Consider the following 13,876-nt stretch of genomic DNA (forward strand, 5'->3'; position numbering starts at 1 on the left):
CGGCGGACTACAAACAGCATCGGATGTGAGGGGTGGCATGACTGACATGGGTGTGGCCGTCGTTGTTGAGGACGACGCGGATGTGCGGAACCTTGTCGAGGCTGTCCTGCGGCAATCGGGCTTCGAGGTGCATTCGGCGTCCGAGGGCCGGGAAGGGGTCGACGTCGTTCGGCAGCGGGAAGCCAACGTGGTCACACTGGACGTGGGCCTGCCCGACATTGACGGCTACGAGGTGCTCCGGCGGATCCGTCAGTTCAGCGACGCCTACATTGTCATGCTCACCGCTCGGACGGACGAACTGGACACGTTGACGGCCCTCCACACTGGAGCCGATGACTTTCTGACCAAGCCGTTCCGGCCGCGTGAGTTGCGGGCCCGGGTGGCGGCAATGATGCGCCGCCCGCGACACGAGGCTCAGCGGGCCGGGAACCCTGCCGCCGCCCAACCGGCCGGCGTCGCTCCTGCGTCCGACAACGTCCTGCGCCACAACGGGCTGGCACTGTATCCGGATTCCCGTTCGGTAACGGTCGACGGCGGCCCGCTCGCCTTGACGCGCAGCGAGTTCGAACTCCTGCACGCTCTCCTCCTGGGTGCCGGAGCGGTGAAATCCAAGGCCGAGCTGGTGCGTGTGGTGCGCGGCGAGTACTACCGGGCCGACGCCTACATCGGCGAGTCAGACGAGCGCGCCGTGGAGGTACACATCGGCAACCTGCGCCGGAAACTCCGGGAAGATCCGGTGCAGCCGCGCTGGCTCCAGACGGTGCGCGGCGTAGGCTACCGGCTGGCGCCGGCCCGTCCCTAGTGCTCCTGGAGGATGCAGCTGAACTGCAGCTCATCCACCGTTTCGCTACCGCGGGCCGCGACCTCGTCGAGTCGGGAGGCGGCCAGTGCCAGCTTGCCGGAGCGGATCATTTCTTCAAGATCTCCGGCCAGTTCGGCCAGCCGCAGGCCTCCGACCATCGACGAGGAAGTCTTGAGGCTCAGCACCGCGTCGAGCGCGGCTGCCTGGTCACGGGTGTGCAGTGCCGTTGCGAGGGAGTCATAGCGCTGGTCCCACATCTGCGCGTAGTCGCGGGCGAAGCCTTTTGCGACGGCGGCGCTGTTCAGCTGCTCGCCCAGGTTCTGGAGGGCGGAGGGGTCCACCAGCGGCTGCGCGCCCGAGTTTCCAGCTGTGTCGGGGAGGGCTGTTTGAAAGGACATGCAACTACGCTACTGCCTGTTCTCACCCGCCCCCCGGCACCCCAGGGGTTCCTGCGGAAACCTTGTGGGTTTCTGTGGCGGACGTCCGGCGCGGCAGCTAGTGGCCGCTGAACGTGTCGATGGCGTTGATGACGGCCGGGCCGAGGATGGCGATAAAAAGCACGGGAAAGATAAAGAACAGGAGCGGGAAAAGGATCATGACGGGAAGCTTCATGGCCTTCTCCTCGGCCCTTTGCCGCCGCTTGACCCGCATGACTTTGGCCTGGATCCGGAGCACCCGACTGATGGCGATGCCGTACGTGTCGGCCTGCACCACGGCTTGGACGAAGCTGCGGAGTTCCGGGATGCTGGTCCGTTCCGCCAGTGCTAGGTAGGACTCGCGCCGGCTGCGCCCCACCTGCATGTCCTGCAGCGTCCGGACCAGTTCTTCCGCGAGCGGGCCGCCGCCGTTCTCGCCGGCGCGGGCCATGGCTCCTTCGAAACCGAGCCCGGCCTCCACCGAGATGAGCATTTGGTCCAAGGTGTTGGGGAGTTCCAGCTGCATGATCTTCTGCCGCTCCTGGCCTTTGCTGTACAGCAGCAGGTCCGGGATGAAGTAACCCAGCAGGACCACAAAGAGCCCTACCAGCTTGATGACGGGGGTGGAACCCGAAGCGCTGATGTAGAAGCCCAGCAAGACGCCGGTCAGGCCGAGCAGGGGCTTGGCCGCCAGCACGCGTCCGAGGGGGAGGGAGGTGGGGCGGCCAGCCAGGGACAGGAGCTTATCGAGTTTGCGGACATATCCGGCCGGCGTCAGACGGTAACCGATCCGTTCCAGCAGCGAGGTCCGCTGAACCTCGGCGGACTCAGCGGTCTCCGTGCCTGCAGCCAGTAGCTCGCGGATTGCCCGGTGGGACTTCCGATCGACGGAGAGCGCTGCCCAGACAAGATACCCGAGCGGCAGGGAGACCAGGAGCAGGGCGATCAGTACCGAAGGGTCCACGGGCACCTCAGAACTTCAAATCGATGATCTTGCGCATCCACAGACCACCGATGGTCATCATGATGAGGGACGCTCCAATCATGATCCAACCCAGCGGGTGGCTGAACATGGAGTTCATATAGCCTGGGTTGGCGAGCATGAGCATCGCTACGATGCCGAACGGCATCGCCATGAGGATATAGGCGGAGAACTTTCCCTCGGCTGCCAACGACTTGATGTGGTCCTTGATTTCGCTGCGCTCGCGGATGGTCTCGCCCACCTGGTCCAGGACTTCGGCGAGGTTCCCGCCCACCTCACGGTTGATCTGGATGGCCTGGGCTATCCAGACAAAATCATCGTTCCGCATCCGCTCGGCCGTGTCGGTGAGGGAGGACTGGAGATCGCGCCCGAGGCTCGTTTCCGTGACGACCCGGCGCATCTCTTCCGCCGTCGGACTTTGCGATTCCGTGGCTGCCGCGTCGATGGCCCGTAGAATGCTGTGCCCTGCCCTGAGGCCGCCGGAGAGGAGTTGAAGGGTGTCACCAAGTTGCTGGTCAAACAGGCTGCGGCGTTTGCCCGTGAGGAAGCCGATAACGAGGTGCCCCGCCAGCGGCACCAGCAGGACGAACAGGATCGCCAGCAGAGGGCCCGCGACGACGAAGCCCGCCAATGCGCCGACGAGCGCACCGGCCAGGACCAGCACAAAGAAATCGGACTGGCCCATCCGGAGCCCCGCGTTCTCGAGTGCATCCCTGCTGAAGAGCCTGACTTTCCGCTGCGCGAAGTATCCGTCGAACAGGTGGACGGCCGATCCGGCGAACCGGGTCAGTTGCGAGTCCGGCCGGTTCTGGACGGGCCGGCGCCGGTCCGTCGGCACGCGTGCGCCTCGCGGGGCTAGCAACGCGAAACCGAGTAGCAGCAGGGCAACTGAGAACAGGCCAACACCAATGGGCAGCATCGTCACGGTGGGCTCACTGCCTTCCGGCTTGCGTCAAGGGAGCGGCGAACACGCTGGGTGAGACGTGGATGCCAAAATCTTCGAATCGGTCGATGAACCGGGGGCGGATCCCGGTGGGGACCGGTTTGCCAAGGAACCTGCCGTGGACGTCCACACCGGCGGAGTAGTCGAAGACGAAAGCGTCCTGCAGCGTGACGATGTCCCCCTCCATGCCCTGAACCTCCGTGACGTGGGTGATGCGGCGGCTGCCGTCGCGCAGTCGGGATATCTGGATGATCAGGTTGACGGCGGAGGCGATCTGCTCGCGAATGGCTCGGAGCGGCAGGTCCATTCCCGCCATCAGGACCAGGGTTTCCAGACGGGCGACGGCGTCACGGGGCGAGTTTGAGTGCACCGTGGACAGCGAGCCGTCGTGGCCGGTATTCATGGCCTGGAGCATGTCCAGCGATTCCCCGCCACGAACCTCGCCGACCACTATCCGGTCCGGACGCATACGCAGGGAGTTCCGCAACAGCTCGCGGATGGTGACCTCGCCTTTGCCTTCGGTGTTCGGCGGACGGCTTTCCAGCCGGACGACGTGCCGCTGCTGGATCTGGAGTTCGACGGCGTCCTCGATCGTCACGATGCGCTCGTCATGGGGCAGGAACGATGAAAGTACGTTCAGCAGTGTGGTCTTGCCGGTGCCCGTGCCGCCAGAGACGATGATATTGAGCTTTGCCTTCACACAGGCGTTCAGGAGCTCGGCCATCTCGGGGGTCAGGGTGCCGAATTCGATGAGGTTTTGGACCGTGAGCGGAACTTTGCTGAATTTCCGGATCGTCAGCGAGGATCCGCCCACCGCCAGGGGCGGGATGACGGCGTTGACGCGGGAGCCGTCCTCGAGGCGTGCATCAACGAGCGGGGATGACTCATCGATGCGGCGGCCCACCTTGGATACGATGCGCTCAATCACCTTGCGCAAGTGGTCTTCGGAACTGAATCGCGATTCGGTGAGCGTGAGCTTGCCATGACGCTCGACATAGATCTGGTCCATGCCGTTGACCATAATTTCCGTCACCGCTGAATCATCGAGGAGCCGCTGCAACGGTCCGTAGCCCAACACATCGTCTGCCACGTCCCGAACCAGCCTGAGGCGTTCCTCTGCGGACAAGGGCACCTGTTCAGCGTCGATAATGCGGGTGAGTTCTTCACGGGCGGACGAGCGCAGATCGCTTTCCGTGATGGCGGAATCATTGAAACGCGCGCCCATGCGCTCGAACAAGGCGGTGGCGGCGCGCTGCTTGAGAGCCGCGAAGACATCCACCGGCTGCTGGCCCGCAGACCTGTGCGAGTCCGTTTGCTCTTCGAAAGTGGGGGCTGCCACCGCCGTGCGCTGCCGCTCCAAGGCCGCCGGGGACTTGAGTATTTGGAGGGGTGCGGCCTGGGCGGCTGGGACGGGCTCCGGAGCAGGCCTGGTCGCAGCCGCGGACCCGCCTTCAGCAGCGGCGAGCCGTTCAGAGAGCTTCACTGGACCACCACTCTCCGGTGCAGTTTCTTCTTCGCCCTGGCACGCCACGCCGGATCGAACCGCTCAACCAGCTGCCGCAGCCCTTTGACGGCCGGGTCCATGCGTCCCTCTTGGAGTACAGGTATGCCCCGGTTGGTGGAAAAAGCGACAGCCTTGGACCGTGGAATGCTGACGTCGACGGGCGCGCCAATGGTCGCTTCCACATCCTGGACGCTGAGGCCGGATGCAGCGTCGGCCATGTTTAAGACGACATGACGCGTCTCGGGCAGGAGGTCCAGCCGTCTGAGGATCTCGAGGCCGGACCTGAGCCCCCGGATGCTGGGGACATCCATGGTTGTTACCCAGACGACGTCAGTGCACTGCTCGAGGGCGGCCAGCCCGACCTCCGGTAAACCGGGGGCCGTGTCCACTATGACGTACTGGAACTGTTCCGCGAGCTGCCCGAGCAGGCGCGTCACGTGCGCGGGGGTGATATTGTCCGCTTCTTCGGGACTCCTTGGAGCGCAGAGAGCATAGATATTACCGGGGTGGACGGTCAGGAAGGCCTTCAGTACCAGAGAATCGTGGCTCGCCGAGGACGAGACCGCATCGGTCACGGTGTGCTCCGGGTGGAGGTACAACCCTGAAGCGACGTCTCCGAATTGCAGGTCCAGGTCCACGATGACCACGCTCATGGGGGCCACCTGACCCAGCCCGATGGCGATGTTCGTGGCAATTGTGGTCTTGCCGACGCCGCCTTTGGGCGAGAAGACGCCGATCACCAGACCCTTTGGGGCGTCAGGCTGTTGAACGGCGGCGGACCTGTTCTTGCTGGCAAAGGACTGGCAGGCTCGTTCCAGCATGACCCGGATCTGGGCGGCGTCGGCGTTTGGGCTGAGAACATCCCGGATGCCGGCGCGCATAGCCAGCAGTAAGAAATCCGGGTCCGGTTCTCCCACCAGAATGACGCTGAGCTCGGAAAGCTGAATGTCGAAGACCGTGGCCAGTCGTAAAGCGTCCTCCACGGGCACTTCCGGTCCGAGAATCAGGACTTCGGGACGCTCCTGATCGAGCTTCGCGAACAACTCTCCGGGATCGGATGGATTGACGAAGGCGAACGTCTGCAGACCCCCCGGCAAGCCGCCGGCCAGAGCCTGACGGACGCGGGAAGCGAAGTCGGTGTTGGGTGTGATCAGTACAAAGCGGCTCACTTGTAGACCTCCGGTTTCGTCATGATTCCAGGGCGGCCGCTGTCCTTGGCATTGAGCGGCTCCTTGCTCAGCCAAAGCGTGCCGAATTCGGAGCCATAGACGATCCTGGTGGCGTCCACGTCGTTCACGGCGACCGTCAGCAGCAACGCTCCGGTGGGCAGCGACGTATCCTCAGGCGGCGCGCCAGAGGCGCCGGGAGAGGGCTGGGGGGACGGGGTGGCCGCGGGAGCCCGTTGCACTGCCGTCACCAGGACCTTATGGAGTGTCAGTTGCGTCGTCTCCTTGTCCGGCTTCGCCTCGATGCCGCCGTTCTTCAACGAGATGAAGATGCCGATGTGGTCCCCGGCCGCCAGCCGTCCCCCGACAACGCGCTGGGGATCGAGCTGGAAAGAGATCTCCTGGAGCCCGTCCGGCACCTGCACGGCTCCGCTCGACTGCGCGGTTTCCGGTGCGGTCAGTCGTTCAGCTACCAGTTGCTCACCGGGCAGGAGTTCGACGGCGGTGACCTTCCCGGTCTGGCCGTCGAGACTATGCAGCGCGGACTTGGCCACGGCGGTGCCTGGCAGCTTCTGGGCGGCCAAGAAGGGCAGGAGGCTTTCCACGGCGGTGCCGGCCGGGACCGCCTTTGCTACCACCAGGACATCCACAGGATCGAGGTCCTTGACGGCACGCTCGTCCGCGCCGTGGGCGTATGACACCACCAGAACGGCGCCGATGACGGCCAGGACCACGGCGGCGATCCCGGCGAGTAGTCGTGACTTCACGATGCGGGTACTCCAAGCGTGAGATGGGCAATGTCGGCACCGTAGTCTGGCGCGCTGCCGAGTTCGAAGGCTTCGGACAGGGAGACGAACCTGACGAAATGGCCACGGATCGTTTTGTTGGCGATCGTTCCGCCGGCGGTCCAGCCGATACTGGCGAACTGGTAGCCGGTGACGTAAAAGGCCGCGAAGCCTTTGATAAAGTACTTCGCGTTGTTACCGGTTCCGGTCGCCAGGTCGTAGAGCGGGAAAAGAACCGTTTGATTGTTCATTTTGCTAAGGTCGGCGGCAGTGCACCGGGACGGCGCGCTGGCCCCGGGGTCGCTGACAAACCATGATCCTGAATCGCTGGCACTGCCGACGCCGAGAGTCATGCTGCATTGCGTGCTACTGCTCTGAATCCAACCGAATCCGCCCGGAACCCGTCCGCAGCCGCTGCCGAATTCGAGGACTTGCTCCGCGGCAACGGAAGCGCCGGGACTCAAATTGAACTTGCACTCGGCGATGACCAGGGGGAGGAACACCGTTCCTCTGGACGGGGCCCCCCATTGGGCATACGAAGCCGCTCCCACCTCGGCCTGCGAAATGCCAAAGGCTCGGGCGAAGAAGAGGGAAATGTTGTTGGTGGCAGTACCCGTTTCCTTCGCCCCGGTGGCCACCGAGACGGTCCCCTTGGTCTTGTCGAGGGTGATGGATTTGACGTTGGTCATGCCGTCCACGGCATTGCCGTTGGCCAAGTTGCCGGCGAGCCCGCTGGGCCGTGGCCAGGTGCCGGAACACTCCGGGTCGCTGATGCTCTTAGCGCACTTTTGGGCCACCATGAGGGCCACGGCATCCGAGCCATTCTGGACCTGGGCCCGCTCGGCGTAAAGTGCACCCACGTCAACGGCCAGGGCGGCGAAACCCAGCAGGCAAACCAAGACGAGTGCGACCACCACGCTGATCGCGCCGCGCTCGGTATCGGCTCGCTTTGTCATCCGCCACATTGCATTGTCCCCATGCCCGTCATGGCAAATGGCCCCGCGATTCCGGTTATGGTGCTGAGGTTGTAGGTGATTGTCAAAGTCACTTGGCGCTCCGCTGCGCAAGCCGTGGGTGCCGGTGTTGTTGAAGGCGTCGTTTGAAACGAAAAGACTATTTTTCCGTCCTGAAGTCCTGGGTTTAGCGTGGTCGCTGCGCTTTTGGCCGCGCTGAGAGCCGCAGTAGGGCTGCCACCGATCGCCATCACGCGTGCACCCTCGCGGGCAGCATTGGAGAGCGTAATCTGCGCGTTGTAGGCACGGCCGAATTCCATAATGCCGAGCAGCAGCAGAATCAGGAGGGGCGCCAGGAGTGCGAACTCCACCGCGACAGCCCCGCGCTCTCTGCCCTCACGCATGCGTAGCGACCTTTCTTCGGATGGGGCGTTGGCTGCCTAGGGTCCGGGTGCGACGAACGGTGCGGTGAAGGAAGACCCTTCACCGCACCATTCGTCCTGTCTGGATGGCGCCGCTACGGCTTCGGGGCCAGCTTGCTGGTGACGTTTTCGAAGAGCGTGTTCAGCTGGGTACCCAACAGACCAACGGCGACGATGATGGCTACGGCGATGAGGGCAACCATGATGCCGTATTCCACAGCCGTTGCGCCCTTCTCTTCGCGAAGGCGGTTCTTGGCGGCAAAGCCTAGGGTCTGAAGGGTTGCGATAAGAGAAAGCATCGGGACTCCTGAGCGAGTTTGGCGGCTGGCCCTGCACCAGCACTGAGAGGAACTTAGCAAGCGCCGACACGCCGAAGAATCGACTTTGCGGCATCCTGCGCCAAGGCTTCCCAAACTGCACGATTGCTGTAGTTATACTGCGTGAATTCTGCGGTGGAGTTGCGGACAGCCCGGTCATCGGGCTTCGGGCGCAAAGGAGGACCCCCTCGGTTTCTGGGTGCCGAGAGGGTCCTGCCTAGGAGGACCCTCTCGGCTCTGGGTCCGAGAGGGTCCGGTCATGGGGGCGCCATGGGGCGCCGTTGTAACGGAGTTTTTGCTCCTACATATGCGAGAAGGCCGCAACAATGTTGATGACGGCCGGGCCCAGGATGACGATGAAGAGTACAGGCAGGATGCACAGCATTAGGGGGAAAAGCACCTTGATGGGAAGCTTCATTGCCTTCTCTTCAGCACGCTGCCGCCGCTTGATCCTCATTTGCTTGGCCTGCGTCCGCAGCACGCTTGCTATCGCGATGCCGTACACATCCGCCTGGACAACCGCCCGCACGAAGCTCCGCAGGTCAGGGGCTCCGGTGCGTTCGGCCATGGCGAGATATGCTTCCCGGCGACTCCTGCCGACTTGCATGTCCTGCAGGGTCCTAAGGAGCTCCGCGGCCAGCGGGCCACTACCGTTTTGGCCCGCACGCGCCATTGCTGATTCGAAGCCAAGTCCGGCCTCTACCGAAATCAGCATTTGGTCCAGGGTGCTGGGTAGTTCCAATTCGATTGCTTCCTGGCGCTTCGCACCCTGACTGTGCAGGAGCAGGTCTGGAACGAAGTACGCGAGGACCGTCACAAACACAGCCAGCAGAATCGTTGTGCCGGTTGGAGTCTTGGCAACATACAGAATCCCCAGAAGGCCCGCCACCAAGGCAAGTGCCGGCTTGATCACCAGGAGACGCTCCAAGGGCAGGCCTGCTGGCCTTCCGGCCTTGGCGAGCAACTTGTCCAGCCATGCCGGATACCCCTTCGGCGCCAAACGCTGGCCCAGTTGCGCGAGCCACGGGGCATCGGCACCGCCGGTAGCCGTCGCTGACGCTCCCTTAACTTTTCCCAGATTGCTGCGGACGGCAGCCAGGCCTGTCCGGTCGACTGATATCACTGCCCAGACCATCACCGAGGAGGGAACAACGATGATTGCCACTATGAACCACGCCATTACGCTCATGCTTGTTTCCCCCTAAAACTTGATCTTGACGACACGGCTCAGCCAAAAGGACCCGAGGGCCAGCAAGACAACGGCAAACCCGAGCAGGATCCAGCCGAGCACGCTTGTGTAAAGGACGCCGAGGTAGCCCGGGTTGGAAAAACTGAGGAACAGAAAGATCCCGACGGGCAAAGCGATGAGAATGTAGGCTGACAGCTTGCCCTCGGCACTAAGGGATTTCACCTGACCCTTGATCTGCATCCGTTCGCGGATGGTTTCGCCCACATGGTCCAGCACCTCCGCCAGGTCGCCGCCGACTTCCCGGTGAATCTCGATCGCCTGGGCGGTCCAGTCGAAGTCTTCACTCCTCATGCGTCGCGCTGAGTCGGCCATGGAGTCTCTCAGATCTCGTCCCAGCCTGGTCTCATTTACCAGCCGCGCGAATTCCTCCGAAGTCGGCGCATCGGACTCCTTCGCGACGGCGTCCACCGCTCGGAGCAGGCTGTGACCGGCGCGCAGTCCGCCGGAGAGCATCTGCACCGTGTCGCCAAGCTGCGAATCGAACTTGGCGCGACGCCTGCCGGCCATAATGTTCAGGAACAGCATCCCGGCGACTGGCGTCAACAGCACGAACAATAGAGCCAGCAATAGCCCGGCCAAAACAAAACCGACGACACCCGCTGTGACTGCGATACATCCGAGTAGCAGAATGTAGTCAGCCTGGCGCAGGCGCAGCCCTGCTTCCTCCAACGAGTTGGCGGATCCAAAGCTGGCATTCCGGCCGACATTGTGGTCGACAAAGGACGATGCCGATGCCGCAAACCGGGTGAGGGCCGACGGTTGCTCGGCAACACCTGGTCTCCTGCGCGACAAATCGATGTTGGATTCACGGCCACGAAAAGTCACTACGAAGAGGGACACCAGCGAGGCGAAGCAAAGCAGGACGCCAAGAACCAACAGAATCGGGCTGGCGATCACCGGTAACCACCGCCAATCGGCAAGGTCCCGAAGACGGCCGGGGAGAGGGCAATACCCAGATCTGCGAAGTGATCTACGAAGCGGGGCCTGACACCGGTGGGAATCGGCCGCCCCTGGAACCGCCCGTTCGCGTCCATCCCCGCGCTGTAATCAAAAGTAAAGGCGTCCTGAAGCGTGACGACGTCGCCTTCCATCCCTTGGACTTCCGTGACGTGGGTGACTCGTCTCGTTCCGTCCCGGAGGCGCGAAATGTGCACAATCAGGTTCACCGCCGAGGCGATCTGCTCGCGAATGGCACGGAGCGGCAGGTCCATACCGGCCATGAGGACCAGGGTCTCGAGCCTAGCGATGGCGTCGCGGGGCGTGTTGGCGTGCACCGTTGAGATCGAACCGTCGTGGCCGGTGTTCATGGCCTGCAACATGTCGAGGGTCTCGCCGCCGCGGACTTCGCCGACAATGATTCTGTCCGGGCGCATGCGCAGCGAGTTCCGGACGAGGTCCCGGATGCTAATTTCGCCTTTGCCTTCGATGTTCCTCGGCCGGCTTTCGAGCCTGACCACATGTTCCTGCTGCAGTTGAAGTTCGACGGCGTCCTCGATGGTGACAATCCGCTCGTCAGCAGGAATGAAGGACGACAAGACGTTGAGCAATGTCGTCTTGCCCGTCCCGGTTCCTCCGGACACGATGACGTTGAGTCTGGCGAGGACGCAGGCATTCAGGAGCTCGGCGATTTCGGGAGAGATGGTGCCAAACGAGATGAGATCGTTGACCGTCAAGGGAACTTGACCGAATTTTCGGATCGTCAGCGATGACCCGTTGACGGCCAACGGCGGAATGATGGCGTTGACACGCGAGCCGTCGGACAGGCGAGCGTCCACCAGCGGAGACGATTCGTCGATTCTCCTGCCGACTTTGGTGACAATCCGCTCGATAATTCGGCGCAAATGTTCCTCGGACGTGAAGCGGGAACCGGTAAGGAAGAGCTTGCCGCCCCGTTCCACATATATTTTATCCGGGCCGTTGACCATTACTTCTGTCACTGCATCGTCAGCAAGGAATTTCTGTAACGGGCCGAGGCCGATGACATCATCCAGGATCTCCTGGACGAGCCGCTGCTGTTCACCGGAGGTCAGTGGAATCTCGTCCTCTTCGATGATGGCGCGCAGTTCGTCTTTGGCGTAATCGTGCAGCTCTCCCTCGTCCAGCGAAGAGTCCGAGATCCGGCTGCCCATCCGCTCATAGAGCGCCGCGCCGGCGCGGTCCTTCACCGCCGTCAGTGCGTCGTTGGCCTCCGCACTGTGATCTTTTGAGCCTGGTTCATTCCAGGGGGACTCATTCGCAACGCTCTGAGCTGTCCCTGCCCACGGGATCTCGGTCCGAGGGGAAACTGGCTGCTGCTTGATTGCCTGGCTGCGGACGGATTCGAAGCGATCTGCAAGTGTCATTGGACTACCGCCCTTCGGTGAAGCTTCTTGTGGGGCCTTTGATCCCAATTCGGATCAAACCGCTCGACGAGCTGACGCAGCCCCTTCGCCACGGCATCCTTGGATGCTTCCTGCAGCAGGGGTACGCCCTTGTTCGTGGAATAGGGCACCGAGTGTGACCGGGGGAGTACAACATCCACAGGGCAGCCAATGGTCGCCTCCACGTCCTGAAGCGTCAGTCCGCTGCGGCGATCGCCAAAGTTGAGCACCACATGCCGATTTGGGGGCAGCAGGGCAAGCTCGGTCAGGATTGAGAATCCTGTCCGAAGGCCCTTGATGCTCGGGATGTCCATACCGCAAACCCAAACGCCGTCTGTGGCCTGTTCGAGCGTGGCGAGAACATGTTCCCCGAGTCCTGGGGCGGTGTCCACTACAACATATTTAAACTCGCTGGCCAGCTGGACGAGCAACCGGGAGACCTGTTCGCCGGTTATCTGATCGGCCTCTATCGGGTTGAGGGGTGCACAGAGCGCATAGATGCCCGATGTGTGTAAGGTCAGGTATGACTTGAGCACCAGGCTGTCGCCCGCGGCCGCACCCTTTACGGCATCGGCGATGGTCTTCTCGGGTTCCAGCATTAGCCCGGACGCCACGTCGCCAAACTGCAGGTCCAGGTCCACCACCACAACGCCCATCGGAGCCATTTTTGCGAGCCCGACCGCGAGGTTCGTGGTGACGGTCGTTTTTCCCACACCGCCCTTGGGCGACATGACTGAGATGATTCGTCCGCTCCCGGTCAACGGTTCAACGCTGTTCCCGAGACCTCGACGCCGTCCAGCAGCCGCGAGGCTGGCGCGTTCAAGCATGATGTGGATGGCGTCTACGTCGGCGCCAGGCTCCAGGAGGTCCCTGATTCCTGCCCGCATCGCGGGCAAGGCGATGCTCGACTCGTCCTCGGTGACCAGCACCACGCTGATCTCCGGATATTGGAGGTCGAAGAGACTGGCGAGCCTGATGGAATCGTCTACCGGGAGGCCAGGTCCCAGCAGAATGACTTCGACGAGATCGCCCGAGAGGGTACGCAAGACGTCGTCCGGGCCCGGCGGCAGGAAGTTTGCCACGATTCCGTGAAATGTTCCGTGCAGGCGGGAAGCCGCCTGCCTGGCACGTGCTTCGAAATCTGAATCTGCTGTGATGGCTACGAATCTGCTCATCGGTACAGCTCCGGCTTCTTGACAATCACCGGGGTGCCTTCGGTGGCGGACGAGGGTTCTTTGGTCAGCCACAAGGTTCCGAAGTTGGCCCCGAACGCGATCTTGGCTGAATCGGCGTCGTTGCGGGCAAACGTTACGAGCAACTGCCCGGTGGGCAATTCCGTATTGGCCTGCTGCTCAGCAGTGGTTCCGGCGGGAGCCGTGCCAGCTGTCTTCGCCAAGGAACGTTGGACGCTCGTTACCAGGACTTTGTGAAAAATCTGTTGCCCGGACTCCACATCAGGGGCATCCTTTACGGCGCCCTTGTCGAAGAGGACGACAATGCCCACCGTGTCGCCGGCTGCGATGCGTCCACCGACCACCCGCTGGGCCTCCAGCTGAACCGAGATCTCCTGCATCCCGGCGGGAACCGGAACGGTGCCTGGCGCGGACAAGCTGTCAGGATCAGCCAGCCTTGCACCCAGTAGCGCTTCACCCGGCAGCAGATCTGCCGCGGCGACCTTCCCGTTCAGGCCTTCCAGGCTCTTCAGCGCGCCGTTGGGCACCGACGCCGCCGGTAGCGAGGTCAGTTTCACCGCACTCCGAATTTTTTCGAGATCAGTGCCCTTCGCAACCTGTTGTTGAATGACTAGCACCTCCACAGGCTGCAGGTCCTTTTGGGCCCTCGCCTCGGACGCGGATACGTATGAGACCAGTAGGACGGTGCCGACTATTGCCAGCACAAATGCGACGATGCCTCCCAGCAGGCGTGTTTTCACTTTGACTTCCTCCTTATGCCGATTGAAACTCATTGTGTGTCGCG

At 62.7% G+C, this 13,876-nt stretch carries 15 protein-coding genes; 1 reads left to right on the forward strand and 14 read right to left on the reverse strand.

Annotation, left to right across the window (positions count from 1 at the left end; genetic code table 11):
- Window positions 1-37: 37 nt before the first annotated feature.
- Entirely contained in the window at window positions 38-802 is a 765-nt protein-coding gene (locus AC1DGI_RS15390) for a response regulator transcription factor (RefSeq protein WP_476899447.1), read from the forward strand.
- Here the strand turns inward: AC1DGI_RS15390 and AC1DGI_RS15395 are convergent.
- From AC1DGI_RS15395 to cpaB (AC1DGI_RS15460), 14 genes are all read right to left on the reverse strand, one after another.
- Complete coding sequence (locus tag AC1DGI_RS15395; protein WP_476899448.1) at window positions 799-1,200, reverse strand: Hpt domain-containing protein; 402 nt, start codon at window positions 1,198-1,200, stop codon at window positions 799-801. The genes AC1DGI_RS15390 and AC1DGI_RS15395 overlap by 4 nt on opposite strands.
- A 97-nt stretch (window positions 1,201-1,297) precedes the next feature.
- Entirely contained in the window at window positions 1,298-2,182 is an 885-nt protein-coding gene (locus AC1DGI_RS15400; protein ID WP_476899449.1) for a type II secretion system F family protein, read from the reverse strand.
- A gap of 7 nt (window positions 2,183-2,189) precedes the next feature.
- Window positions 2,190-3,119 carry a type II secretion system F family protein gene (locus AC1DGI_RS15405; protein WP_476899476.1) on the reverse strand — a complete coding sequence of 310 codons (930 nt, stop codon included), beginning with the start codon at window positions 3,117-3,119 and terminating at the stop codon, window positions 2,190-2,192.
- Between the two features lie 13 nt (window positions 3,120-3,132).
- Complete coding sequence (locus AC1DGI_RS15410; protein ID WP_476899450.1) at window positions 3,133-4,626, reverse strand: CpaF family protein; 1,494 nt, start codon at window positions 4,624-4,626, stop codon at window positions 3,133-3,135.
- Window positions 4,623-5,816, reverse strand: coding sequence for a CpaE/TadZ family protein (locus AC1DGI_RS15415; protein WP_476899451.1), 1,194 nt, complete (start codon window positions 5,814-5,816; stop codon window positions 4,623-4,625). Before AC1DGI_RS15415 ends, AC1DGI_RS15410 begins: the two co-directional genes overlap by 4 nt.
- Window positions 5,813-6,580, reverse strand: a complete 768-nt coding sequence (gene cpaB, locus AC1DGI_RS15420) for a Flp pilus assembly protein CpaB (RefSeq protein ID WP_476899452.1) — start codon at window positions 6,578-6,580, stop codon at window positions 5,813-5,815. The genes AC1DGI_RS15415 and cpaB (AC1DGI_RS15420) overlap by 4 nt, the downstream gene beginning before the upstream one ends.
- Window positions 6,577-7,554, reverse strand: a complete 978-nt coding sequence (locus tag AC1DGI_RS15425; protein WP_476899453.1) for a pilus assembly protein TadG-related protein — start codon at window positions 7,552-7,554, stop codon at window positions 6,577-6,579. Before AC1DGI_RS15425 ends, cpaB (AC1DGI_RS15420) begins: the two co-directional genes overlap by 4 nt.
- Complete coding sequence (locus AC1DGI_RS15430) at window positions 7,551-7,955, reverse strand: TadE/TadG family type IV pilus assembly protein (protein ID WP_476899454.1); 405 nt, start codon at window positions 7,953-7,955, stop codon at window positions 7,551-7,553. The genes AC1DGI_RS15425 and AC1DGI_RS15430 overlap by 4 nt, the downstream gene beginning before the upstream one ends.
- Before the next feature lie 113 nt (window positions 7,956-8,068).
- On the reverse strand, window positions 8,069-8,272 hold the full coding sequence (locus AC1DGI_RS15435; protein ID WP_476899455.1) for a Flp family type IVb pilin: 204 nt from the start codon (window positions 8,270-8,272) through the stop codon (window positions 8,069-8,071).
- Window positions 8,273-8,591: 319 nt separating this feature from the next.
- Window positions 8,592-9,479 (reverse strand): type II secretion system F family protein, encoded by an 888-nt coding sequence (locus AC1DGI_RS15440; RefSeq protein WP_476899456.1) that lies wholly within the window; start codon window positions 9,477-9,479, stop codon window positions 8,592-8,594.
- Between the two features lie 12 nt (window positions 9,480-9,491).
- Window positions 9,492-10,436 carry a type II secretion system F family protein gene (locus AC1DGI_RS15445; protein ID WP_476899457.1) on the reverse strand — a complete coding sequence of 315 codons (945 nt, stop codon included), beginning with the start codon at window positions 10,434-10,436 and terminating at the stop codon, window positions 9,492-9,494.
- The gene (locus AC1DGI_RS15450; RefSeq protein ID WP_476899477.1) at window positions 10,433-11,881 is read right to left on the reverse strand and encodes a CpaF family protein; all 1,449 of its coding nucleotides are present in this window, start codon (window positions 11,879-11,881) and stop codon (window positions 10,433-10,435) included. The genes AC1DGI_RS15445 and AC1DGI_RS15450 overlap by 4 nt, the downstream gene beginning before the upstream one ends.
- Complete coding sequence (locus AC1DGI_RS15455; RefSeq protein ID WP_476899458.1) at window positions 11,878-13,074, reverse strand: CpaE/TadZ family protein; 1,197 nt, start codon at window positions 13,072-13,074, stop codon at window positions 11,878-11,880. The genes AC1DGI_RS15450 and AC1DGI_RS15455 overlap by 4 nt, the downstream gene beginning before the upstream one ends.
- Window positions 13,071-13,865, reverse strand: a complete 795-nt coding sequence (gene cpaB / locus AC1DGI_RS15460; protein WP_476899459.1) for a Flp pilus assembly protein CpaB — start codon at window positions 13,863-13,865, stop codon at window positions 13,071-13,073. The genes AC1DGI_RS15455 and cpaB (AC1DGI_RS15460) overlap by 4 nt, the downstream gene beginning before the upstream one ends.
- Window positions 13,866-13,876: the final 11 nt, after the last annotated feature.

It is taken from the genome of Arthrobacter sp. 05N428_2 (assembly GCF_056397065.1).

Bases quoted from the DNA above. Each gene is read 5' to 3' on its own strand.
- AC1DGI_RS15390 (WP_476899447.1), top strand. From the start codon at position 38: ATGACTGACATGGGTGTGGCCGTCGTTGTTGAGGACGACGCGGATGTG.
- AC1DGI_RS15395 (WP_476899448.1), bottom strand. From the start codon at position 1,200: ATGTCCTTTCAAACAGCCCTCCCCGACACAGCTGGAAACTCGGGCGCG.
- AC1DGI_RS15405 (WP_476899476.1), bottom strand. From the start codon at position 3,119: ATGCTGCCCATTGGTGTTGGCCTGTTCTCAGTTGCCCTGCTGCTACTC.
- AC1DGI_RS15425 (WP_476899453.1), bottom strand. From the start codon at position 7,554: ATGACAAAGCGAGCCGATACCGAGCGCGGCGCGATCAGCGTGGTGGTC.
- AC1DGI_RS15430 (WP_476899454.1), bottom strand. From the start codon at position 7,955: ATGCGTGAGGGCAGAGAGCGCGGGGCTGTCGCGGTGGAGTTCGCACTC.
- AC1DGI_RS15435 (WP_476899455.1), bottom strand. From the start codon at position 8,272: ATGCTTTCTCTTATCGCAACCCTTCAGACCCTAGGCTTTGCCGCCAAG.
- AC1DGI_RS15440 (WP_476899456.1), bottom strand. From the start codon at position 9,479: ATGAGCGTAATGGCGTGGTTCATAGTGGCAATCATCGTTGTTCCCTCC.
- AC1DGI_RS15450 (WP_476899477.1), bottom strand. From the start codon at position 11,881: ATGACACTTGCAGATCGCTTCGAATCCGTCCGCAGCCAGGCAATCAAG.
- AC1DGI_RS15455 (WP_476899458.1), bottom strand. From the start codon at position 13,074: ATGAGCAGATTCGTAGCCATCACAGCAGATTCAGATTTCGAAGCACGT.
- cpaB (WP_476899459.1), bottom strand. From the start codon at position 13,865: ATGAGTTTCAATCGGCATAAGGAGGAAGTCAAAGTGAAAACACGCCTG.